This window comes from Chryseobacterium gambrini, assembly GCF_027920505.1.
GTDB lineage: Bacteria > Bacteroidota > Bacteroidia > Flavobacteriales > Weeksellaceae > Chryseobacterium > Chryseobacterium gambrini.
In genome coordinates, this window is sequence record NZ_CP115857.1 from 3,719,078 (window position 1) to 3,743,743 (window position 24,666).

Consider the following 24,666-nt stretch of genomic DNA (forward strand, 5'->3'; position numbering starts at 1 on the left):
ATCATGAAAAAAAATAAAAAAAAACATCTGATTTATATTGTTTGTAATCAATGCTTTATGGTTTTGTGCTTATAAAATGCAACATTTCTTTAAAATTGTTTCCAACGCTTTTCCATTTTTCTGCATCTATATAAATAGAGACAGCTTTAAAAACTAAAATGATATTACCTATGAAAAATTTATATATAAAGATCCTGCTTTTTTTACCGGTTTTCTATTTGGCGCAGATTCCGATGATTGAAACGGGTGATGGAAAGGGAGGTTATGAAAAGAGCAATCAGGTTGTCCTTCAGAAACTGAATATTGAAACCAAAATCACAGGAAGAATTTCTACCAATACCGTGACGATGGTTTTAAAAAATAATTCAGACCGATTGAGAGAAGGGAGAGTTACTTTTCCACTTCCGGAAGGAGTTAATGCAAGCGGTTATGCTTTAGACATCAATGGTAAACTAAGAAATGCTGTTCCTGTTGAAAAAGAAAAAGCAAAAGAAGTTTACGAAACGATTAAAAAAAGAAATATTGATCCGGGAATCCTTGAAAAAGTAGAAGGAAACAGCTTTCGTACAACAGTTTATCCGATCACTGCAAATGGTGGCGAAAGAACTGTTCAGATTACCTATCATTATGAACTGAAAAAAGCAGGGAACTCTTACCAGTATTTTTTACCGTTGAATTACAGCTCGGAGATTCCTGAATTTAATGTTAAAACAACCGTATTTCAGAGTTTGAATTCCCCACAGCTCGAAGAAAAACCGGACGGAAGTTTTCATTTCGTTAAAAACGGAAATATTTGGGTTGCCGATACGCACAAAACACAATATAAGCCTGGAAATAATTTAAAGATTACTTTTCCTCAGGATCATGAAAACCAAAGTGTTTTAATACAGAAAGCTTCTGGTAATTCGTCTTATTTTCTTGCAAATATTGCGGTTAGCTCAAACGAAAGAGCCAAAAGGCTTCCCAATAAACTGGCGATTGTCTGGGATAATTCATTGAGCGGAAAGAAACGCGATCATTCAAAAGAACTGGCTTTACTGGAAGAATATTTTAAGACCAATAAAAACCTGAATGTAAAGATATATTTCATTAATAATACATTCGAAGAAGGACAGACTTTCAGAATTAATGACGGAAACTGGAATCAGTTAAAAGCTTATCTGTTAAAAACAACGTACGATGGCGGAACAGATTTCGGAAAACTGGAGTCGCTTCGTGAAGATGAAATCTTTTTCTTTACAGACGGATTGTCGTCTTTCGGAGAACTGAAAATGATCTGGACAAAGCCGGTTTATACCATTTCCTCATCCAATGCTGCGAATTTTAATCAGTTGAAATTCATCAGCAGCAAAACAGGCGGAGAATTTTTAAACCTGAACGAAAATGATCCTAAAAAGGTGGTTCGAAGTTTATTATTTCAGCCTTTAAAATTTTTAGGAATTGAAAATAATGCTCAGCTTTCTGAAGTCTATCCTTCTCTAACGCAGACCATTTCTGAGGATTTTGTGCTGACAGGTATTTTAAAAGAAAACCAAACAACAGTTAAGGCAAAATTCGGATATGGAAATGAAGTAACCGAAACAAAAGCCATTAATTTAAATATAAATGAACACGCGGTAAAAGACTGGGAAATTTCAAAATTCTGGGCACAGAAGAAACTGAATGAACTTGAAATCTTTGAAAAAGAAAATAAAGAAGAGATTAAAAATATCAGCAAACAGTTCAGTTTGGTAAGTAATAATATGAGCCTGATGGTTTTGGAAAATGTGGAAGATTACGTCCGTTATGATATCGCTCCGCCTGTAGAATTAAAAGCCCGGTTTGATGAGATGGTTAAAAACAACAGAGCTGCGAAAGATGAGCGCGTGAAAGATCTGATGGATGATGCAGAAAGAATGACACAAAACCTGAAGGACTGGTGGAAAACAGAATATAAGAAAAAGAAGGAATTAAAACGATATCCGGAACCTGATTATGATGAACTAATCGATTCTGATAGCAGAACCCAAAGGATTGAGGAGGTGGTAGTTACCGGAATAACTAATCAGGGAAGAGTGAAAGAATCTGTTTATGCTCCGCCGCCAACTGCAAATGTTGCCCCGAAAGTGGATGCTCCACCTGTGCAAGTTGATCGATTAGAAGTACCTGTTTCTAATCGTAGATCTAATGATATTCAGGAGGTGGTGATAACCGGAGCGTTGGGAGTTAAAAAAAGACAAGATGCAATGGTTTCCTCATTGACGGTGATAAAATCTGAACCAGTAAGAAATCAACAGATCAATGTAAGAGGAACTGCTTCTATTGCTTCAAATAATTCAGTTCAGTCGCTTGAAGGGCGAGTTTCAGGAATGAGTGTTAATTCAGGATGGACTGCAAAAACAGATTCAATGAAAACGCAGGGAATTTCCGAGGTAATGAATTCAGGAAGAGTGAATTTAATTGAGGTGGAATCCAGTGCAGATTATATGAAGTTTTTTAATTCTGCTAAAAACCCTGAAAAAATATATGAAGTTTATCTGAAAAACAGAGCGCAATATGAAAACCTGCCTCAGTATTATTTTGATGTTGCTCAGTTGCTGTTTAAAAATAATGATAAAAAATACGGACTTAAAGTATTGAGTTCTATTGCAGATCTTGATATTGAAAATGAAGAATTGTACAAGCTTTTAGCCTATAAATTAAAGCAGGCTGAAGTTTATGATAAAGAACTTTTTGCCTCTCAGAAGGTATTGGAATGGCGACCGTTTGATCCGCAAAGTTACAGAGATTATGCTTTGGCATTGGAAGATAACGGAAAATATCAGCAGGCTCTGGAAAATTTATATAAAGTTCTCACCCAGTCTTATACAAGGGAATTAGCAGACAGAGACGATGGAATAGAGGAAATAGTGATCATGGAGATCAATGAACTGATCAGCAAGTACGGAATCAGACTGGATCTTAAGAACATCAATCCTAAGATTATTGCAGATCTTCCGGTAAATATCAGAGTAGTGATCAACTGGAATAAAGACGATACCGATATTGATCTTTGGGTAACAGATCCCAATAACGAACGTTGTTACTACAGTCATCCGGAAACAGAAATCGGAGGGAGACTGAGCAACGATTTTACAAGAGGTTTCGGACCGGAACAATTTCTGCTGAAAAAAGCAATTAAAGGAAAATATAAAATCCAGACCAATTTCTTTGGAGAAAGACAGGTGGGAATTGCCGGACCAACCGCAATTATGGCAGAAGTTTATATTAATTATGCAACAGGGAAGCAGGAAAGAAAAACAGTAGTGTTTCAGAATCAGAAAGAAAATGTAAGAGGGAATGATGACGGAATTCTGATTGGTGAATTTGAATTTTAATTAGGAACTGTACAAATTCAGGTGATTGTGGTTTTTAAGAATTTGTTCAGGTTTTTTCCGCAGGCGAAGCAGATCTGTATATTTAATTAAGCCTTATAAAACGAATGATCTGAGATTTTAATCAATTAATTGGATAGAAGAATGAACTGTCAGTCTGCGGAATTTTTAGAAAAAAAGAGGGTAAAGCACAATAAAATGGTATGTGGAGAAGTTAAAGTAGTGGTCGATGTATGATGAAGAAGATTGAGTTTGGAGCGTCTGCAGAAATGCGGACGCTTTTTTTACTTTCACAAACCAGTCAGAATCTGAAACTAAAAGTCACAATATTTTGTTAAATCATTAAAATTTTCTCTTCCTGAACAAAAATTATTTTTACTTTTGGAGAATTAACTCAACAGTACAATATATGTTTACAGTTAAAAATTCTATTCTTGGATTCATTTGTGCAATCGGTTGCATTAATTCATCTTTGTACAATGCCCAGACTTCTGTTCAGGTGAAAAATAATCTGAATTTTGAAAGAAATGAAGTGGTTTCAGTTCACGTTTCACAGCTAAGATCTTTTTTAAATAAAAATAAAGAAGAAGAGATAAGGATAAAAAACAGCAAAGGACAATTAATAACCATTCAGTGGATCGACAACGATGGAGACGGAAACAATGATGAATTGCTTTTCATGGCGCACATTGCCGGAAAATCCTCTGAAAAATATACCATTACAGCCGATGGAAAATCTTCGGTTCCTGAAAGTAAAGTAACCACCTATTCCAGATTGGTTCCGGAAAGAGTAGACGATTATGCATGGGAAAATGAAAAAATTGCATTCAGAATGTACGGTCCGAAAGGGCAGAAAGAAGCTTTAGCCGGAGTAAAAGGAAGTACCCTTTCCAGCGGAGTGGATATTTGGCTGAAAAGAACAGAACAGCCGGTTATCAATAAATGGTATAAAGGCTATTTAACCGATCCGATGTATTACCACAGAGATTTTAGAGGAGAAGGCTACGATCCTTATCACGTAGGAGACAGCCGCGGAACCGGAGGAATAGGAATCTGGAAAGACGGAAAACTACAGGTTTCGCAGAATTTTGTTACCTCTAAAACCATTGCTGAAGGACCTTTGAGAACAGTTTTTGAGCTTACATACAATCCCTGGAGCGATTTTGGCGTGAAAGAAACCAAAAGAATTTCTTTAGATGTAGGTTCAAACTTTTCAAAATTCGAATCCACTTTTGAAGCGGAAAAAAAGGTTCCGAATTATACCATCGGAATTACCCTTCACAAAAACGAAGGAGAAGCAAAGCTTAATGACAAAGAAGGTTATTATCTTCATTGGGAAAAAATTGATGATGCCTTTGTAGGAGAGGGAATTGTGGTAAATCCTGAAGCTATTGAAAAATCAATAGCTTTTACATCTGAAATTCCGGATCAGAGCAATTTACTGGTCATCACAAAACCTCAGAAAAAACTTACCTACTACGCAGGATTTGCATGGCAGAAAAGCGGACAGATTCAAACCCGGAAAGATTGGGAAAATCTGTTAAAAAAACAGGCGCAGATCATCGCAAATCCGTTACAGGTAACCATTAAATAAACATCATAAGGATGAAAACAAAACTCTATTTACTGACTTTAGGTTTAGCTGCCGTCAATTTTTCCGCTCAGACAAAAGACACCTTAGCTGAAAAAATGCTGATCTATCAGCTTCCAATCGGAGGTTGGGGAAAACAGCTCGAAGATAAATCTGTCGTCAATTACAATCTTCCTCTCGGCAAAGAACTTTTAAGAAAGATAAAAGCAACAGGAGATGATCATGCAACCATTGATAATAATGCAACTTCAAGAGAAATTAATGCACTCATCAAAGCGTATTCTGTCACCAAAAATCCCGAATATTTAAAATCGGCAGAAAAAGGAATCAGTTATCTTTTGCTGATGCAGTATAAAAACAACGGAGGTTTTCCGCAGTATTATCCCAATAAAGGACTGTACAGAAAGCAGGTTACGTATAACGACAATGCAATGATTAATGCATTAACGGTTTTATATAATGTTGCCGAAGGAAAAAATGGTTTCGATGTAGTGGATCCAAAGCTGAAAGAAAAATCAAAAACCGCAGTTCAGAAAGGAATAGAATGTATTTTAAAAACCCAGGTCTTGCAAAAAAATATTCCTGCCATCTGGGGCGATCAGTACAACGAAGAAACGCTACAGCCGGATAAAGCACGAGCTTTTGAGCCTGTTTCTTTAGCCACTGCAGAATCTGTGGGAATTGTAAGGTTTTTAATGATGCAGCCGGTAACTCCGGAAATCGAAAAATCTGTAAAATCTGCCATAAAATGGTTCAGGCAAAATAAAATTGAAGGCTACAGCTATGAAGTGGCAAAAGTAAACGGAAAGGCGGTACGAACTTTAGCCGAAGATAAAAATTCTGTGATCTGGGCAAGATTTTATGATATCAACAACAATAAACCTCTTTTCGGCGACCGCGATGGAAGCGTAAAATACAATTATTACGAAGTTTCCGAAGAAAGAAGAAACGGCTACAGTTGGTACGGAGATTATGCCGAAAAACTGCTTGGGAAAGAATATCCGAAGTGGCTTGAAAAAAACAGTATTTCTGATTTATAGTTAGGTGTGGTTCATGGAAAGTTAGATCAGTTTTTATTCCATGTTCTGCAGAAAAAAGCGGCTGTCCCGATCAGGACAGCCGCTTACTGTATGAATAGTATTAAAAAGAATTGCAGATATTTCCGGATAATGTAGCTCCCGCATTTGCCGTAACATCAGATTTTACGGATGACAGAGAAAGCGTTGGAATTGTATAAGGAGGCGTGAAAGCTGTTCCGTTTCCTAGCTTATTACCCGTAACGTTGGTAAAAGTATTGTTGGAAGTAACCGTTACTGCCGTATAACCGCTCATTAGGTTAATCGGCTCGTTTACATTTTCAAAAACATTTCCGTCTACTCGGATATTAGCCTGAACTCCTGCTGCAATACATTTGTTGCTTACAGAACTGTTGAAATAGCTGTTCAGGATATGGATTTTTCCGTAGCGCACTCTCGGCATACGTTCTCTGCATCCCGGAGCCCACCAGCAACGAACAAAAGTTACATTCAGTTTTCCTGCATCCGTTGTGGCGCCATCGCTCGAACCGATGAGGTTGGAGAATCGGTGGTCGTCTGTTCCTCCGGATCCTCCCGCTTTTGGAGGTTTTAAATAATGAAATTTCGTGTAGGATACCGTTACAAAATCAGATTTATTTTTAACATCAAAATTTCCGTCTACCCCGTCTCTGAATTCACAATGATCGATCCACACATTTCGGCAATCGTCCAGAATAGCATTGTCCCAACCATCTGTATCATACGCTCCGGGACCTTCAAAGATCAGATTTCTGATGATGATATTGTTGCATCTTTTAATATTGATGATTCCTGAACCATCTTTGGTCTGATCCGTAGAAACCAGTTTCGCACCGCTTGTTCCGTAGATGGTTTTTCCTGTCTGATCCTGAAATGAAAGACGTGCTGAAACCGTAATCGTTCCGGTTACTTTAATCACTTTTACGGCTGAATTTTCGATAGCAGCTTTTAACTGGGCGTAGTTGGTAACGGTAGTTTCAGCAGCAGTTCCGCCTCCTGTAGTTCCACCGTTTTGAGAAGCCCATCCCGGTGCAACACAATTGGCTAACGGAATTACCGCACTCGCAACCAGTTCACTTCTCATGTTCAGGTCACTGTTGTTTTCGGATAAATCGGATTTAATGTCTTCCTGTCCGCATCCGGTTAAGGCAAAAACAGAACAGAGCGCTACCGCAGCAAAAACAGCTTTAAATGTTTTTTTCATAGTAAGTAATTGTTTTTAATTAAGATTAGATTATAAAATTACAAATACGACAACTAAATAATTTATATTTTAACACATCTATATTTATATAATTATAATGTTGATTATTTAATTTGGTTAATCGGTTGCATTTTATTTAATGTTTAAAATTAATTTGGCTTTTAAATGATAAATAAAAATGCCAAAGATAATCCGGCTTTACAGATCAGATCTGCTGAACCGGAAGATCTTCAGGAAAAAATATTAGCTGTTTGGTATATGTTTTATTTAATTGGTAAACAGATTGTTATGGCTTAAATAAAGTTATGTTCTGAAAATGAAATTTAGCCTGAAAACTCATCATTAATAAAATCTTCTCTGAAAGGAGCGAACGAATCAATCAGTTTTCCCGCTTCGAGACATTTTACCCCGTGAAAAATATTGGGTTGCGCAAAAAATCCGTCACCTTTCTGTAAAATTTTCATTTCACCATCAACCGTAACTTCAAATTTTCCTTCTGCAACATAGGTGATCTGAGAATGAAAATGATTATGTAATGCACCGATAGCATTTTTCTCAAATTGTACAATCACCATCATGACCTGAGAGTTATACCCGACAAACTGTCTGGAAACGCCGCCTCCCAAATCTTCCCACTCGGAATTCCCATCAAAGAAAGGTTCTTTTTTGAATTTCATCTTATTATTTTACTTTTTCAATTTTTACTAAACTAATTTTTACATCAAACCTGTCATTTCGACGGAGGAGAAATCTAATGTTTTGATTGATTTTATGTTATTCTCGCGCAAATTTTGCTGATTGAGCAGATCTTTAAAATGATTTTAATCTGCATAATCTGTAAAATCAGCGGGATCTCTATTATTTGATATACTTTTCCAACCCTATTTTTAATGCCTTTAAATTTTTCGCGGCTAATTTAGCCACCGTTTCCGCTCCCAATTTCGATAAATGCGTGTCATCTTCTTTTCCTTTGGGATAATACGGATCTTCGCCTTCTTTATAATACAGATGAAGTTTTTTTGAATTTTCGGGGCCGTAAGAAATTTCCATCTGTTCTGTTAACAACTGCATATCCACAAAAGGAACTTTCAGATCGTTTGCGACCATTCTTACAACCAGAGGATATTCCTTATGCGTATCGATCAACACTCCGTTTTCGTTGAAGTTTCTTCTTACAATGGAAGTCATCAGAACAGGAGTCGCCCCTTTCGCTCTGGCTTCATTCACATATCGTTCAAGATTCGCTCTGTACTGTGTGTAAGGATTGGTGAACTTTGTAGAGTCTTTGATTTTCTGATCGTTATGACCAAACTGTATAATGACAAAATCTCCTTTTTTCAGTTGTTTTTCCACCTGATCCCATCGTCCTTCCGTTCTGAAACTTTTGGAACTTCTTCCGTTCACCGCATGATTCTGTATTTCAATTCCGTTGGTTAAAAACTGAGGCAGAACCTGTCCCCATCCGTGTTCCGGATTTTTGTCCGGATTTTCTTTAGTAGCCATGGTAGAATCCCCGATTAAGAAAAGGGTTGGCTTTTGCTGAGCCAGAAGTAAAGCTGAAACGGCTATGCTAAAGATTAAAAGTATTTTTTTCATTTTAAATAAATTTTTTAATTTATATTCTTTTGTCTTGGAAACAAAAGAATCAAAAGTTCAAGACCTGGAAACTTCCGCTAAAAATTATTTCTATTCACTAAAAATCCTAGAACTCGCGCGAATTTGATGTTTGTCTTTTTATTCAGTATTTTGGTCGCGCTCAAACAATAGAATTTTCTTAACGTTCACAGAATTAATTTTCTTAACGCTCCATTTTCCTATGTCGATTTAGCGAATGGTAATCATTACTCATTATTAATTACTCATTACTTATGTTGAGGATTCCAGCCATCAAAAATTTTTTCCGGCGTATAATTTTTCAGATCTTTTTTTGTGAGCTGATGCGACCAGTTTACGCGCTTCGAAGTATTTCCGCCTTCTCCTTTGCTCCCAAATTCCGCGTAATAGGCTGTTTTTTCTTTATCAGGAAACATTTTGTCGCCTTTCCACGGATTCCAGCCTCCAGGAAGAATATGTTTTCCCATTTCTGTATTGATGAAAACAGTTTTCGCGTAAGGTCTCCACGGTCTGCCTAAATACACTTTGGTAATGCCTTCTTTCGCAGTTAATGTACAGTCGAAAAACACGAAACCATACTTTCTGTCCGATTCCGTTGCGGCTGCCGTGATGAACGAATCGGCTAAACTTTTAATCGTACAGTTCTTAAAAACAACGGTTGCCTGTCCGAAAATAAAATCAGTCGTTCCTTCGATTAAACAGTTTTCAAAATATTGTCTGCTGTGATTGGTTGCAGAATAAACGGTGTCCTGACAACCTGAAATGATCGAATTTTTAATGATAAAACGATCACCTTCCACATGAAGTGAAACCGCCTGTCCTTCATTACAGGAAGTATTCTGAATCGTTATATTGCTGATTTTTATGTCATCTCCCATCACCAATAACGTATAAGAATTAAACGTGGTCATCTTTTCATTGAAAGAATCTGGTTTTCCTGAAAAATCATTGTTGGTAATTATGGTATTATCTTTATTTTCGCCTTCCAGCGTAATTTTATGTTTTGAAGAAGGAATCATCACTTTTTCATGGTACGTTCCGGATTTTATCAAGATCAAAGCTTCTTCCGCACCCAAATCTCTGATGGAATTAATAGCTTTCTGAATGGAGGCGAAATCTCCGCTTCCGTCTTTTGCAACGGTAATTTTGATATACGGATCATTTCCTGCAAAAAGCAAATTTGCCATCGAGATGAGAAGAATTAAAAATAATTTTTTCATAAACTGATTTATTGTTTTCTGACGCAAAGATTTGTTTTATATTACCTTATTTTTAGATAGCAAAGGCAAATCAATTTGCTTCGCGAAGCTATGACGATAACTTCATAAAATCAACTTGTTGATTCATCTTTGCTCCTTAAAATTTAACATATCTATTAATAAAAACTTTGCGTTTAAGATCACTATTTCAAAACTTTATCTAAAAAATCCAATGTCAAATTCAATGTTTCCGTAAACCATGGTTCTGCCGACCAAAAGGAATGCGGTGTGTCTTTAATCTCATGAAACTCTGTCGGAATGCTATAACTCTTCAGTTTTTTCATCATATCGTCTCTTCCGGCATGAAATCTTGGCTGCGAACTGTTGATGAAAAGAGTTGGAGGGGTATTTTTATCCACAAATTCCAACGGAGAAGCGGCTGTCCAGTTTTTTAAATTGCTTTCTCTGTCTCCGTTCAGCCAATAGGAAGCATAAGTACTTTCTTCCGCTTCGGGATGAATAAAAGAAACAATGCCGTCTACATTTACAATTGCCTGAATTTTATTTTTGGATTTCACGCCGACCAAAGTGGCGATCTGCGCTCCGGCAGATTCTCCCAGAACCGCTATTTTCTTTCGGTCTAAAGAATATTTTTTGTGGTTTTTCTTCAGCCATTCAATTCCGGTTTCGATGTCTTCCACTCCGGCAGGAAATTTTGCAACATCAGCGAGACGATAACCGATGGCAATTACCACATAACCTTTTGAAGCCAGTTCCATTGCCATGAATTTTTCGTTTTCCTTACTGCCTGAAATCCATCCGCCACCATGAACCATTGCAATTCCGGGATATTTTTTGTTCTGATCTAAAGGATAATACACATCTGCTTTCAGAGAAATTCCGTTGATGTTTTTATATTCTACGTCTTCATCAATCCCGATATTTTGAGGAACCGGACGGTCAATCGGAGTTACAAACGGATATTTTTTTTTGAACTTTTCGAATGTTCCTTCGTTGGTATAGGGAGTAGCATTCGGTCGATTTATCTGTCCGAATGCCATTGTCCCCACAAAAAAAATAGAAATATAAGTATGTTTTCGGTTAAAAATCATTCGCTTAAGGAATTTTTTTTAATACTATTTTTGTTGTTAGATTATCGCAGAGTCGCAAAGAATTTTATTTACTTTATGCTTTAAGACGCAAAGATTTTATCTTTGATAAAATGTAACACTGCAAAATTTGTTGAAAATCTTTTGATTTTCTTGCGCCTTAAAACATTGTTTAAAATTAAAAAACTTTGCGTCTTTGCGATATCCAACTATTTAACTGCATTTTTCGATACATCCGTTCCGATAGAAAGTGCATTTTTATCAGACGTAATTTCTTTTGGTAATAAGACTGCACCTGTTTTATTTCCTAACACTTTTACAACGGGTTTATTTGCAGAATCAAACTTCACGGTTGAAAGATTGATGTCTTTACTGTTGTAGATCGTTGCTCCCGTTCCTTCGGAATATTTCAGCTTTACATTTTTTAACTGAATTCCGTCTGCATCTACTATGGTTAAAGCTTTTCTGGTATCAAACTGAGAATCTTCAATCACAATATTTTTAAGATTCATTTCAGCTAAACCGAATAAAGTAATCGCTTCATCGGAATTGGTTGCTGTAATGTTTTTAAAGAAAATATTTCTGAAAACCGGCGTTTCTTCCGTTACGGGATATACTTTTTCCGGAGCTTTGTTGCCTTCCTGTTTCTGCCCGTCTTCCAGAACCGGAGATGCGCCTTCGTAGAACATATTGAAACCGATCACCTGAGTCGGAATATTAATCATATTAATATTTTTCATGTAAATATTTTCCACAATTCCTCCTCTTCCACGCGTGGTTTTGAAACGAAGCCCGATATCTGTTCCGATGAAAGTACAGTCTGAAACGTGGATATTTCTTGCTCCGCCCGACATTTCACTGCCAATGACGAAACCTCCATGACCGTGGTACACAATATTGTTTTTAATGATGACATTTTCAGTCGGCATTCCTCTTTTTCTTCCGTCTTTGTCTTTTCCGGATTTTATACAGATGGCATCATCTCCCACATCAAAGGTATTGTCGTAGATCAGAACGTTTTTGCAGGATTCCAGATCCACGCCGTCCCCATTTTGAGAAAACCATGGATTTCGGATGGTAAGATTCCTTAAAATGACATTGGAACACATCAAAGGATGAAGATTCCATGCCGGAGAATTTTGGAATGTCGGTCCGTCCAGCAAAACTTTGTCGCATTCTACCAGACTTACCATTACCGGACGGAGAAAATCTTTCACCGTAATCAATTCCTCTTTGGAAATCTTGTCGGGAACATTGAAGTTGGAGCTGCTTTCCAATCCTTTTTTATAGCTTTCCGAAGGATACCAGTTTTTGCCGTCCGAAGATACAATTCCGCCGGATTTTACAATTTCTTTCCATTCAGATTCAGACACTTTGCTTTTTTTGATGGCTCTCCATGCTTCGCCGCTTCCGTCGATTATTCCTTTTCCTGTAATGGCAATATTTGTTGCATTTTTTGCCGAAATCGGAGACTGGCAACGCGTAGTATTCAATCCTTCGAAACTTACATCTATCAACGGATAATCATTTTTATCTTTACTGAAAATAATCATCGCTCCTTCCTCTACATGAAGATTGATATTGCTTTTCAAGACGATAGGACCTGTAAGCCACATTCCTCGGGGAACGACTAATTTTCCGCCTCCTTTTTTGTTCAGATCTTCGATTGCTTTTTTAAAAGCTTCCGTATTTTTTACATTTCCGCCTGCAATTCCGCCGTATTGTGTTATGGAAACGGTGTTGGCTGCAAAAGAAGTTTCTGCAACCTGCGGCATTTTAAACTCAATATTTTTATAAATATCAGAATTCTGAGCATAGATTTGCCCTGAAAATAGCATTGCTGCTGCTAAACCGATCACTTTACAAGTCTTCTTCATTTTATTATTTTTGAGTTTTAATTATTTTTTTAAATTCCTGATAAACAATGGAAGCCACCACTTTTGCTCCTTCGGGCTGAAAATGAGTGTTGTCTTTCTGACCTTTGGGATAGGCTTCGTATACATTTTCCGGAAGATTCATAAAGTAATGAGTTGTGGTAAAATCCTGTCCTTTTCCGGTAAAATATTCCATAGATAATGTATTCAGATCAATATATGGAACGTTCATTTCTTTAGCAATTTCGATGGGCGCTTTGCTGTATTCACCGTGTACATTTTCCAGTTTTCCGTCTTTCCATGGGTAATTTCTGGCAACGGGAGTTAAAATAACAGGATTTGCTCCTTTCTGTTTCGTCTGCGTTACAAATAATCTTAAAAATTCTTTGTATCCCTGAATGTTTACGTACCGTTCCGGATGTTTTTCAGAACTGTCGTTATGTCCAAACTGCATGATGACATAATCACCCAGCTGCAAATGTTCGTATACCTCTCTCCATCTTCCTTCCTGAAAAAACGTACGCGTGCTTCTTCCGCCATGCGCTTTGTCGATAATTTCCACAGAGTCCGCTGAAATAGCAGGTTTTAAAGAAGCCAAACTGTCTTTCGCAAAAAACGGCTGAAAAACCTGTCCCCATCCTGTAATGGGATATCTTACTTTCATATAATCTTTTCCGGGTTCGTAGTTTCCGGTGTAATCTGCCACGGTAGAATCTCCGATGAGATAAATATGGGTAATTTTTTTAACGTGTTTTGCTGCTGTAGTGTTCTGAGACTTGCATCCCGACAACAGCAAAACGACGATTAAAAATGAAACTATATTGTAAATTTTTCTATTCATTGATTCTAAATAAATTTTTATATACACTGTCATTCTGAACGAAATGAAATGTATTGAAGAATCTGATTATTATTTTTCGTTAACAGATTTTGGAGATGGCGCAGATTTTTTAAATCAAATAAAAATTAATTCTTGGTGATTCTGAACCAGTCAAAATCGGCGTATCCGCCTCGAGGTGCCTTTGATGTACTAATGCTGTACAGCCCAACTTTGGCTCCGATCCATTTTCCGGGTTTTGCCTGAAAAGCGTCACCCGCTTTGATGAAATTTTTTCCGTTTTCGCTGTAGCTGAACTGGCATAAACCATTCGGTTCGTTTACATTTACTTTCAGATAGACTTCGTTGCTTTTTAATTTTGTTTCAAATAAAATCTTTTCTTCGCCGTCTTTATCTGCTTTTTCGGCTCTTCTTAACTGTACATAAAATCCATCCGGTTTATTGGTAATCACGATGGACTGATGATCCAGTCCCATCACCAAAAGTCCTGCAGTTTTTCCTTCTTTGGCATCTTCGGGCGTTAATTTAACTTTTGTGGAAGCTGCAAAATTGGGAGCCGGAAATTTCTGAGTTAACAGATTCGGGACATTCCAGAGATTGTTTTCACTTTCGGGAACTTTTATGGAGAATAATCTTAAAAACTTCTGTCCGGGAAGTTTGGAAGACCATACGATATTTTCATTTGCACTCCACTGCCATTGTAGTCCTAATTTTTCACCATCAAATTCATCAGTTTCGGGCGGAGTAACGATAGGATAGGATTGTCCTACGTTTGGTTTTTTATACGTTAAAACAGGTTCGCCGATTCCGTTTTTGTTAAAATCTGTTCCTATAAAAGGCCAGTCTTTTTCCCACTTCATGGGTTGCAGGTGAACAATTCTTCCTCCCGCATCCACATCCTGAAAGTGATAAAACCAGTCTTCTCCGGAAGGTGTATCTACCCACGCTCCCTGATGCGGACCGTTTATTTTTGTGGAACCCTGTTCCAGCACAATTTTTTCTTCGTAAGGTCCGTATATATTTTTTGATCTCAGAACCAATTGCCAACCTGTAGCAACGCCGCCTGCCGGAGCAAAAATATAGTAATAGCCGTTTCTTTTATACATTTTAGGACCTTCAACGGTGGGATGAGCATCATGACCGTCGAAAACGTGAATGCCTTTATCTAGCACTTGTGTTCCTTCCGGATTCATTTTATTTAATGTTAAAATGCTTTTTACTCCGGCTCGGCTTCCCGCCCAGCCATGAACAAGATAGGCATTTCCGTCTTCATCCCAGAACGGACAGGAATCTATCAGTCCTTTTCCTTGCATTACTAAAACAGGTTCGTCCCATTTTCCCAGCGGATCTTTGGTTTTTACCATATAGATTCCGAAATCGGGATCGCCCCAGTAAATATAAAATTCGCCATTGTGAAATCTCATACTCGGAGCCCAGATTCCGTCGCCTCGTTTTGGGGTTGAAAAATGTTCTTTCGGCAGAATATCCTGAATGGCATAATTCACCAGTTTCCAGTTCACCATATCTTTTGAATGAAGAATCGGCAAACCGGGAGTTTCATTGAAGCTTGAAGCCGTCATGTAATAATCATCTCCCACACGAATCACGTCCGGATCGGAATAGTCTGCATACAGAACGGGATTTTTGTAGTTTTTTCCCTGATCCGCACTCCATACTTCAGAAACGTAGTTTTTTTCCTGTGCTCTCAAATAATTTGATGCAAGGGAAAAAATGGCTATTGAAAATATATTTAAAATGTTTTTTGTTTTCATAAATCAGATTTTTAATCTGGTTTAAATTTTAATGCAATTAGCGCAAAGATTTTTTTAATGGCTTACTTCATATTTTTCGATCGCAAAGGTCTTTCGACAAGCTCAGCATAAACTATTCACTCAGCAAATGATAGTTGTTGAAATTATATAAGAACATTTTTTAAGCATTAAGATTTATTGAGGAGTTTAGTGTAGTTAAAATTAGCTATAGTTTAAGTTTTCTGCTTTGTAAAATGATAGGTTTAACTTAATGAATTCTAAATTCTTAACTCTTATCTTAAAGGTTTTTAAGTATTATTTTTCAAACTCCAGACTTGCCAGAATGAATGGTCCTGTTCCTTTGGCATCATTGGAACGGATCTCTTCGTTAATGTAATATTCGTAAGAACCGTCGCGATAAGGTTTTCCGCCCAAACCCGCAACAGCACAGCATTTATTTAAATTCACCACTCCGTTTTCATCAACAGTGATTAAATTTTTGATGATTCCGTCGTAGCCTTTTTTAGCATACGTTTTATAGGATTTCGGCAAATAACCGTTGTTCACAGATTTGATGATGGTGTAAACAAACATGGATGAGGCAGTTGCTTCGGTGTAATTTCCTTTTTCTCCTGCTTTATTCAAAACCTGATACCACAGTCCGTTGTTTTTATCCTGAACTTTGATGATGGCATCGGTATAAGATTTAATGTAAGAAATTAATTTGGGTCTTCCGGGATGATCTTTTGGCAGATAATCCAGAACATCTACCATTGCCATTCCGTACCATCCCATTGCTCTTCCCCAGAAATTCTTCGACAGTCCGGTTTCTTTGTCTGCCCAAGCTTCTTTTTTGCTTTCGTCCCAGGCGTGATACAGAAGACCTGTTTTTTTATCCAGAAGATGTTCCTGAACAGAATCGAACTGTAAAAGAATGTCGTCATACGCTTTTGCCGCATCGGCTCCTTTCACGAAGTCGTGTGTATAATGCGTGTAGAAAGGCATTCCCATGTATAAACCATCCAACCATACCTGATAAGGATAAATCTTTTTGTGCCAGAAAGAACCTTCTTTCGTTCTTGGCTGTCCGTCTATCTGAAGACGAAGGGTTTGAAGTGCTTTCAGGTATTTTTCTTTTTTTTCTTTTTCGTAAAGATAGAGGAGAACGTTTCCACTGTTCAGCATATCAATATTGTACTTGTCTAGATCGTAAGTAATGATGGTTCCGTCTTCCTGAATAAGTTTTTCGCCAAATTGGCTGATGTAGTTGTAGTATTCTTTTTTACCTGTTTTGGCATACAGTTTTTCTGCACCATCAAGGACAATGGCAGTAGGATACGTCCATTTCGGAGTTTTGCTGAAATCCAGCATCCATGCTTCAGGAAAACGGTGCATTTCGGACAGCAGCATTCTTTCAGACCATTTCAGATTGAGGGGAACTATTTTTCCTGAATTTGAAGATTGTTTCTGAATTGAAGCGTTAACCGGAGTTTTTGTCTGCGCATAGGCTGAAAAGATGCCTGAACTTAAAGCGACCAGTGTGAATAGTTTGATATGCTGATTAATGAAATTCATGATTGTAAACGTTAAAGTTGATTATTTTTATCTAAAATTTCCAGTTTTTGATCCAAATCCTGATAAAAAGCTTCTTCTGTCGTTAAGCCGTTCGGTTCCAGAGACCACGCTCCTAAAAAGTAATAGGAAACGTTCTTTGTCTTCTTGAAAACTACAGTATGCGTAGATTTTGTCTTCACATATTTATCAAAACTTTCAAGAGGGTAGAAGACAGCCATTCCGAGATTGTCGTCTTTTTTGGTTTCGGTCTGGTTACCGTAAGTTGCGATGTAAGCCCATTTTTTATTTTTGCTGATTCCCTGTTTCAGCGGAATATTTTTTATGGCAACAATTCCGGTGCATAACCCTGAAATAGAATTACTGAGATTTAAATCCACTTTTACAAAACGGTCTTTATTGAAAATGGTAAGTTTTGAAGCAAGATCGATGGCATCACCCCATGTTTTCCAGCCTTTGTATTCGATGGTTGCGTAAGACTGTTCTTTTTCATTCACCACTTTCGCGACGGTGCTTTTTACGATTTTAAATGTTTCAACAAAATCATTCTGCTCATCATATCTTCCGTAGGAACCAATTCCGATGGTGCGTCCGGATTTCAGAATATCCTGTCCCCAAGCTGCATCGTGATGATACGATTCAAAACCGTCCTGTCCGACTTCCGGTAAAACCAGAGTGTTGACTTTTTTACCAAAAATATCCGTGGCATTTCTCCAGTCAAGATATAAGCGGTATCCGATCTGGTTGTTTTCCAGACCGATGCCTTCGTATCTGATATAGGTGGAATGATCGGTATGCGATTCCGGAATGGTGAGTTCCTGAACGTTTTTGAAAGTTCCTCCGATGTATTTGTCGCCTTCCCATTTTCCGCCTTCTTTCACTGCAAGTTCTGCATAACAGAACGGAGCTTTAGGATTGCTTCTGATCTTTTGAATAACAGATGTCTGAGCCTGAAAATTTGAGGACACAAATACTGCTGCAGCTATTATTTTAAATACATTCAATTTCATATACATTTTATTAGATCACTGTTTTCAATAAAAGTTTTCATGGTTATTTACTTTTATTGTTGTCCGGTTATATTTTTCACAAGATCATTAAAGTAAACTTCAATATTGTCATAGTTTTTATCCAGATCTTTTCCGTTGGCATTGGCAACTTCAGGATTCAGTCTGTTTTTAATTTCCCATTCATCGGGCATTCCGGCATTATAAAAATTGTGGTGTTTAGAATATTTACTTAAGATTTATAAGCGGATTCCAATTGTCTTTTCCTTTTAAAACCTTTTCTCTTGTATATTTTTTTGCCTCGGTTTTGGTTAGCTGATGCGACCATGATACTCTTTTGGAGTGATCTGAATCGTTTCCTTTGGAGTTAAATTCTGCATAAAACGTGGTCTTTTCTGCATCGGGCTTGTTCCAGTTGTGCCATCCTTCAGGTTGTATGGTGGAATTCATCTCACAATTAAGGTAAACGGTCTTGGCAAAAGGTCTCCACGGTCTTCCTAAATAGACTGAACTTTCTTTTGCGTTTCCTTCTATTTTTGAATTGATAAAAACAAATCCGAATTCGTTTTCCTGTGGAGTAGAAGCTGCGGTAACATAGCTTGCCGATTCTTTGGAATAAATGATGCACTCCTCAAAAACAGCGGTTCCGGCTCCGAAAATATAGTCGGTTGTTCCTTCGATGTAACAGTTTTTAAAATAATTTCTGGAGGGTTTTGTCTTGTCTGATGAATCCTGAACGCCTTTTAAATACAGCGTATCCTGATTTCCTAAGAATCTGCAGTTTTCAAAAGCTATTCGGTCGCCCGTCGTTAAAACAGCAACTGCCTGTCCTACTTTTCCTGAACTGTTTTCGAATGAAATATTTTTTGCCGTAAAATCATTTGAGTAAATAAAAACCGTTGATGAACCTGTAGTTCCAAATTCTTTTCCTTCCGGATTCTTTTTTGATGCAAAATCGTCGTAGGTGATGATGGTTTTTTCAGGATTTTCACCTTCAAGGAAAATAGCGCCTTTTGTTTCCGGAATGGTAATTTTTTCTTTGTAAATTCCTTCTTTTACTACAATTCTTGTTCTTACGGAAGATCCGTTTTCTGCTGCATTGATGGCTTGCTGAATGGTAGTGAAATTCCCCTTTCCGTCTTTTGAAACCACGATGGTTCTATCATTGGCTTTAAAAGAAAAAAAACTGAGCAATACGATCAAAAAAGCAAAAAAAGAATTTAAATTTTTAAGAAAAAAGGAAGCTTTCATTGAATAGTTTTTGATTAAAATACAGACTCCACTTTGGAGATGAAGCCTGTATTTTTCTGATATGAATGTGAACTATTTTCTAATACCCATAATCCTGCGTAAGATTATAATTGGAGTTGATTACGTCTAAAGCAATCGGCAGTAATTCCTTTCTGTTAGCCTGAAAATAATACGCATAACTTTTCACGGGATCTCCACTGATGTAAGGCTGCGTCATCGCCAGTCTCCAGTTTACTTTTGTATATCCGGAAGGCGTTGCAACACTTTGGTTCGGGCTGTAGAAAATATCTGCTTTGGCAACTCCTGTTGCGGTGTAGAAATCGATATCCGAAACGTTTTGCTGTGCCGTTCTGTCTTTGTTATACGCTACTTTTTTGTAGAAGATGTATTCCGGAACGTTGGCATAAGCTCCTGTACCGTTCATAAACTGGGTAAGTTTAGCTCTTGTTTCGTTGATTTTCGTTTCTAAAAGATTCCAGCGGATCAGATCGTATTTTCTAAGACCTTCACCTCCGAATTCCAGTTGTCTTTCTTTAACGATATAATTAAAGAATCCTGTTTTGTCGGTCGGAATAGTTCCTACCTGACTTAAATTTCCTGCATAGGCTCTTTGTCTTACCGAAAGAACTGCATTCACTGCCTGTGCAGAAGGTCCGTTATTAAGCTCATTATCGGCTTCGGCAAACATTAATAGAATATCTGCATATCTCAGCAAAGGCCAGTCGATTCCAAGGTTTTGTGAAGTTCCTGTGATGGAAGTCCACGATTTTCTGAATTTTCCGTCGTTCCAGTTGATGGAAGTCTGAAGTTCTTCCTGCTTTGAAGTATTTACCCTGAAGATGGCAATATTTACATCTCTTCTCAGGTCATATTTTGTAAATTCATAGAAATAAACAGGAATTGCGCTGATTCCTCCGGAAGATTTCCAGTCGGTATCATCATGTCTTAAACCGTTGTAATATCCTATTTTACTGTCTGTTCTGGAATTTCCCCCGAAAGCTCCGATAGCATAAATTACTTCGTTGGATGTATCTGCGCTGTTGGTATGCAGTGATCTGAATAATCCTTCATAACTCGGATTCAACTGATGCTGTCCGGAATTGATGATGTCTTTACATTCGTCATAAGCAATCTGATAATATTTCTGAGGATTGGAACCCTGCATCATCTGTTGTGGGCTTCTTCTTAATGAATACCCGGCTCTTGCCAGTGCAATTCTTGCTCGTAATCCTTTTACCGCTGCTTTCGAAATTCTCTGAGCGGTGGTTCCGCCTTCGGATCTCCAGGGAACTAAACTTTCTGCTTTTAAAAGATCTTCCAGAATCTTATCATAAATAACGTCTCTGTCTGTTTTTGGGAGATACACGCTCGGAAGATCAGCAGAAGGAACATCCTGAAAAGGAACGTCGCCCCAGTTTTTGATCAGATCATGATAGAAGTGTGCTCTTAAAGTTAAAGCTTCTCCCAAATATCTGTCCATTAATTTTTTATCCGCCGCTGAACCCGTCTGATACACAGGAGAAAGCGGAATGTTTTTAATCACCAGATTAGCTCTTTCAATTCCTGCGTACGTATCTAAAAACGGTCTTAAAAGCTCAGTATTCGTTGGAATCGCTCCGAAACAGCTTACTCCTCTTCGGTCGTTTGCGTTATAATCTCCCGAAGTTCTCATGTCGTCTCCGGATTGAGAAAGAATCAGGTTCATTCTCTGTCCGTAGGTATTGTCTCCCATGGTTGCATTATACACTCCGACCAAAGCGAAAAATGTGTCTGCTGCGGAATCAAACTGCTGTTTTTCTGAAGTATTGGATAAGCTTTCTACATCTAAATATTCTTCACAAGAATTCAGAGAATTCAGAGAAAATATTCCGATGACAGAAAAAAGAATGGCTAAAAATTTATTTTTCTTCATAATATTAGGTTTAAAAAGTGATATCAACTCCTGATAAAATAAATCTGCTTCGCGGATACGCTGCATAATCTACACCCGGTGTTAACGGATTTCTTCTCGTGTTGGCTTCCGGATCATACCCGGAATACCCTGTAATCGTGAACAGATTGTTCATCGTAAAATACAATCTGAAATTGGATAATCCCAATTGTTTGGTGAAATCTTTTCCTAAAGAATATCCTATTGTAACGTTGTTCAGTCTCAAGAAAGAACCGTCTTCAATAGCATAAGAATGGAGGAAGTAAGCTCCTGCAGGAGGTGTAAATCCTGTTGTATTGGCGTTTAAAGCGGCAAGAGCGGTAGGATCATTCACTTTATTTCCTGCATCATCAAACCATCTCCATCGGTTGGCAACTTCAGCCAGCATATTGTTGTCCCGGTAAAGATACTGAGTAGAATATTCTATTTTGTTCGCGTTATATACTTTATTTCCTACAGAGAAATTGAACATTAAACTCATATCCCAGTTTTTGTAACGGAAGGTCTGGTTGAAACCTCCGTAAAACTTCGGTTGTGCGCTTCCCAGATCCGTCATATCTTTATTATCGATAATTCCGTCACCGTTAAGGTCTGCAAGTTTAAGATCTCCCGGCTGTACAGCTTTCGCTCCGTTTGCTGCTGCTGCAGAACTCGGAATTCCTGCTTTTAAAGTATAAACCTGAGTGGTAGGATTATAATCGAAATCGCTTACTTCATATCTTCCTGCTGTAATGTATCCCCAATATGTTCCTACCGGTTTTCCGACCTGTACAAGGAAATCGTTCAGGTTGTTTTGCCATCCTGAAGGATATAGATAAGAATTTGCACTTGCGGAAGCACTATTTCCTAGACTTTTAATCACATTTTTGTTGGAAGATAAATTCGCATCAATTTTCCAGTTAAAGTTTTCTTTGTTGATGATCGCGGCGCCTACAGAAAATTCAATTCCTTTATTGGAAGTGCTTCCCGAGTTTTGATACTGATATTCATATCCTGAAGTCTGAGGAATTTTAGCCAGCAATAAAAGGTTTTTTGTATCGGTCTGATAAACATCTACCGTTCCGTAAACTCTTCCGTTGAATAATCCAAAATCTACCCCGATATTTTTAGAAGCCGCCGATTCCCACTTTACATTAAGATTAGACATAATCGCTCCTGTTGTAGCTCCCGGTGTTACATTGTTCCCGAATGCATATCCGTAATCTGATGATGTCGTGAAAAACGTACTGTATAAAAATGCCGGTATTCTGTTGTTTCCGGATAAACCGTAACCTGCACGAAGTTTTAATTCGCTCACTACTTTACTGTCTTTCAGGAAATTTTCTTCATTTACTTTCCATGCAACTGAAGCAGCCGGAAAATAGCCCCATCGGTTTCCGGGCCCGAATACACTGGAACCATCCGCTCTCATGGAAGCAGTAAAGATATATTTGTTGTTAAAAATATAGTTGGCTCTTGCAAAAAATGAAACCAGACGATCCGGTAAAACGTTTGTTTTCGGAATATCCTGAACCTGTCCCGATGGAGGAGAAGCCGCCTGAATATTGGCAAATGCCTCTTCTGCGCTGATGGATTTTGGGAACCATTTGATGTTCATCGTTAAAGATTCTGCATCTGTTTTTACGGTTTCCTGTCCTGCCAGTAAATCCAGCTTATGATTTCCGAAAGTTTTTCTGAAGTTCAGCGTATTGGTATTCGTGATTCTTCTGGATTGAGCCTTGCTCAGGAAAACAATAAGCTGATCGTTGTTTTGTCTTGCAAGAGAAGTAATAAGTCCGGAAAACTGATTCACCATTTCATCTCTCTGTACATATCCGATCACACTTCTGAAAGTGAAATCTTTATTGATTCTGTATTCGATGATTCCATTTAAAAGGAGGTCGTTTCTTCCGTTTTCTTTCACCTCGCTGTTCGCTAAAAGGATAGGGTTTACAAGGTTGGTTTCGTTGGCAAATAAAGGATCGAACTCATCTACATTTACATTGGAACCACCTTCAAACGGCTGATATCTCACAGCATTTCTCAGTCTGTTGGTACTTTGCGAACCGGTGGAAGAAGTTCCTGCTCCGTAGATCATCTGGCGGCTGTATCTGGCATTTAATGTGATGCTGATTTTTTTCGAAACATCATAATCATACTTAAAGTTTGCCATATTTCTTTTAAATCCTGAGCCAATCATGATTCCGTCTTCCTGTACATTATTTAGTGATAATGAGAAAGAAGAATTATCAGATCCGCCTGTTATGGCAAGATTGTGAGTGAAGTTGAATGCCTCTCGTCCGAAAACTTCATCCTGCCAGTCTCTCTTTTTTACGGATTTGTATTTTTCCAGATCTGCAAAAGTTCCGTATCTCGCTTTGAATGCATCAATATCAGTCTGTACACCGCCTTTGTTGTATATTTCGTACTGATAGAGAACATATTGATAAGGATCGAGGACATCTATCGTATTCTGAATTTTTCTTACCCCTAAAAATCCGTTGTAATTAATTGATGTTTTTGCTCTCTTACGACCGCCTTTCGTGGTAATAAGGACAACACCATTGGCTCCTCTTGCTCCGTAAATACTTGTGGAAGAGGCGTCTTTTAACACTTCGATCGATTGAATTTCCTTAGGAGAAAGGATGGAAAGCGCGTTATCCATCTGTACGCCGTCTACAATATATAATGGAGCATTGCTCCCTGTAATAGAGTTTCCTCCTCTTACTACAATATCTACATCGGCTCCCGGTGAACCTTCACTCAGAGACACCTGTACTCCCGCCATTCTTCCCTGTATTGCTTCTGCAGCATTGGTAGAAGGCATATCTTTTATAGCTTCTGCTTTTACAGAAGAAACAGCATTGGTAACGTCTTTTTTAGAAACTTTTGTATATCCCACCAAAACCACTTCGTCGATTTTGGTTTCTTTTTCTTTCTTTGTTTCTTTTTCTTGAGCCATTGCAAGGACAGGAAGTAGAAAGACAGTTAAATATAACCACTTTACTGATTGTACTTTTTTATCCATTTTGTATCCTTATAGTTTTAATTTTGGTTGAAAGTTTTTTTCAATCTTTGTTTTCATTGGTGGATCTTGGAAGTATTCTACTGCTTTTTTAGTGGTAAATATTTTAGAAAATCTTACACTTTCCGTAGTGCAATCGATTGCGTAATTTTTCAAGTCAAAATATTCTCGCTTCTAAACTAATATTATTTTTGAATATGCAAAGAAAAAAATATTATTTTTTCATTAATTTGAAGTGAAATGCTGTAATTAATAATTAATTTTAGAATTTTAAATATTTGTTAATCAGTTTTTTATGAATTTTTGTTTATATT

General features: G+C 37.7%; 18 protein-coding genes. 4 read left to right on the forward strand and 14 right to left on the reverse strand.

Annotated features, from left to right (window positions below; genetic code table 11):
• Nucleotides 1–170 precede the first annotated feature (170 nt).
• The 3 genes from PFY09_RS17065 (at nt 171) to pelA (ending at nt 5,984) form a co-directional block, all read left to right on the forward strand.
• Nucleotides 171–3,356: a VIT domain-containing protein gene (locus PFY09_RS17065; RefSeq protein ID WP_271160485.1), complete on the forward strand. Its 3,186-nt coding sequence runs from the start codon at nt 171–173 to the stop codon at nt 3,354–3,356.
• Between the two features lie 406 nt (nt 3,357–3,762).
• A complete protein-coding gene (locus PFY09_RS17070) occupies nt 3,763–4,947 on the forward strand; it encodes a DUF4861 domain-containing protein (protein WP_271160486.1) in 1,185 nt (394 codons plus the stop codon).
• Between the two features lie 11 nt (nt 4,948–4,958).
• Nucleotides 4,959–5,984: a pectate lyase gene (gene pelA / locus PFY09_RS17075; RefSeq protein ID WP_271160487.1), complete on the forward strand. Its 1,026-nt coding sequence runs from the start codon at nt 4,959–4,961 to the stop codon at nt 5,982–5,984.
• Between the two features lie 100 nt (nt 5,985–6,084).
• Here the strand turns inward: pelA and PFY09_RS17080 are convergent, their stop codons facing one another.
• Nucleotides 6,085–7,203, reverse strand: coding sequence for a pectate lyase family protein (locus tag PFY09_RS17080; protein ID WP_271160488.1), 1,119 nt, complete (start codon nt 7,201–7,203; stop codon nt 6,085–6,087).
• A 165-nt stretch (nt 7,204–7,368) separates the two neighbouring features.
• Between PFY09_RS17080 and PFY09_RS17085 the strand changes: the two genes are divergently transcribed.
• Entirely contained in the window at nt 7,369–7,500 is a 132-nt protein-coding gene (locus PFY09_RS17085) for a hypothetical protein (RefSeq protein ID WP_271160489.1), read from the forward strand.
• Between the two features lie 26 nt (nt 7,501–7,526).
• On the opposite strand, the gene PFY09_RS17090 is transcribed toward PFY09_RS17085, so the two are convergent.
• The 13 genes from PFY09_RS17090 to PFY09_RS17150 all read right to left on the reverse strand — a co-directional run bounded on the left by PFY09_RS17090 (nt 7,527) and on the right by PFY09_RS17150 (nt 24,355).
• Nucleotides 7,527–7,880, reverse strand: coding sequence for a cupin domain-containing protein (locus tag PFY09_RS17090; protein ID WP_271160490.1), 354 nt, complete (start codon nt 7,878–7,880; stop codon nt 7,527–7,529).
• 181 nt (nt 7,881–8,061) lie between these two features.
• Nucleotides 8,062–8,799 (reverse strand): rhamnogalacturonan acetylesterase, encoded by a 738-nt coding sequence (locus PFY09_RS17095; RefSeq protein ID WP_271160491.1) that lies wholly within the window; start codon nt 8,797–8,799, stop codon nt 8,062–8,064.
• A gap of 266 nt (nt 8,800–9,065) precedes the next feature.
• The gene (locus PFY09_RS17100) at nt 9,066–10,037 is read right to left on the reverse strand and encodes a pectinesterase family protein (protein WP_271160492.1); all 972 of its coding nucleotides are present in this window, start codon (nt 10,035–10,037) and stop codon (nt 9,066–9,068) included.
• Between the two features lie 182 nt (nt 10,038–10,219).
• Nucleotides 10,220–11,128 (reverse strand): alpha/beta hydrolase, encoded by a 909-nt coding sequence (locus PFY09_RS17105; protein ID WP_271160493.1) that lies wholly within the window; start codon nt 11,126–11,128, stop codon nt 10,220–10,222.
• A gap of 206 nt (nt 11,129–11,334) precedes the next feature.
• A complete protein-coding gene (locus tag PFY09_RS17110; RefSeq protein WP_271160494.1) occupies nt 11,335–13,002 on the reverse strand; it encodes a glycoside hydrolase family 28 protein in 1,668 nt (555 codons plus the stop codon).
• A gap of 4 nt (nt 13,003–13,006) precedes the next feature.
• Nucleotides 13,007–13,840, reverse strand: a complete 834-nt coding sequence (locus tag PFY09_RS17115) for a rhamnogalacturonan acetylesterase (protein ID WP_271160495.1) — start codon at nt 13,838–13,840, stop codon at nt 13,007–13,009.
• Nucleotides 13,841–13,965: 125 nt separating this feature from the next.
• Entirely contained in the window at nt 13,966–15,609 is a 1,644-nt protein-coding gene (locus PFY09_RS17120; protein WP_271160496.1) for a glycoside hydrolase family 43 protein, read from the reverse strand.
• Nucleotides 15,610–15,903: 294 nt separating this feature from the next.
• Complete coding sequence (locus tag PFY09_RS17125) at nt 15,904–17,163, reverse strand: glycoside hydrolase family 88/105 protein (RefSeq protein WP_271160497.1); 1,260 nt, start codon at nt 17,161–17,163, stop codon at nt 15,904–15,906.
• A gap of 11 nt (nt 17,164–17,174) precedes the next feature.
• Nucleotides 17,175–18,170, reverse strand: a complete 996-nt coding sequence (locus tag PFY09_RS17130; RefSeq protein WP_271160498.1) for a DUF4861 family protein — start codon at nt 18,168–18,170, stop codon at nt 17,175–17,177.
• Between the two features lie 53 nt (nt 18,171–18,223).
• A complete protein-coding gene (locus PFY09_RS17135) occupies nt 18,224–18,361 on the reverse strand; it encodes a hypothetical protein (protein WP_271160499.1) in 138 nt (45 codons plus the stop codon).
• A 34-nt stretch (nt 18,362–18,395) separates the two neighbouring features.
• Nucleotides 18,396–19,418, reverse strand: a complete 1,023-nt coding sequence (locus tag PFY09_RS17140; RefSeq protein ID WP_271160500.1) for a pectinesterase family protein — start codon at nt 19,416–19,418, stop codon at nt 18,396–18,398.
• 79 nt (nt 19,419–19,497) lie between these two features.
• Complete coding sequence (locus tag PFY09_RS17145) at nt 19,498–21,330, reverse strand: RagB/SusD family nutrient uptake outer membrane protein (protein WP_271160501.1); 1,833 nt, start codon at nt 21,328–21,330, stop codon at nt 19,498–19,500.
• 10 nt (nt 21,331–21,340) lie between these two features.
• On the reverse strand, nt 21,341–24,355 hold the full coding sequence (locus PFY09_RS17150; protein ID WP_271160502.1) for a SusC/RagA family TonB-linked outer membrane protein: 3,015 nt from the start codon (nt 24,353–24,355) through the stop codon (nt 21,341–21,343).
• Nucleotides 24,356–24,666: the final 311 nt, after the last annotated feature.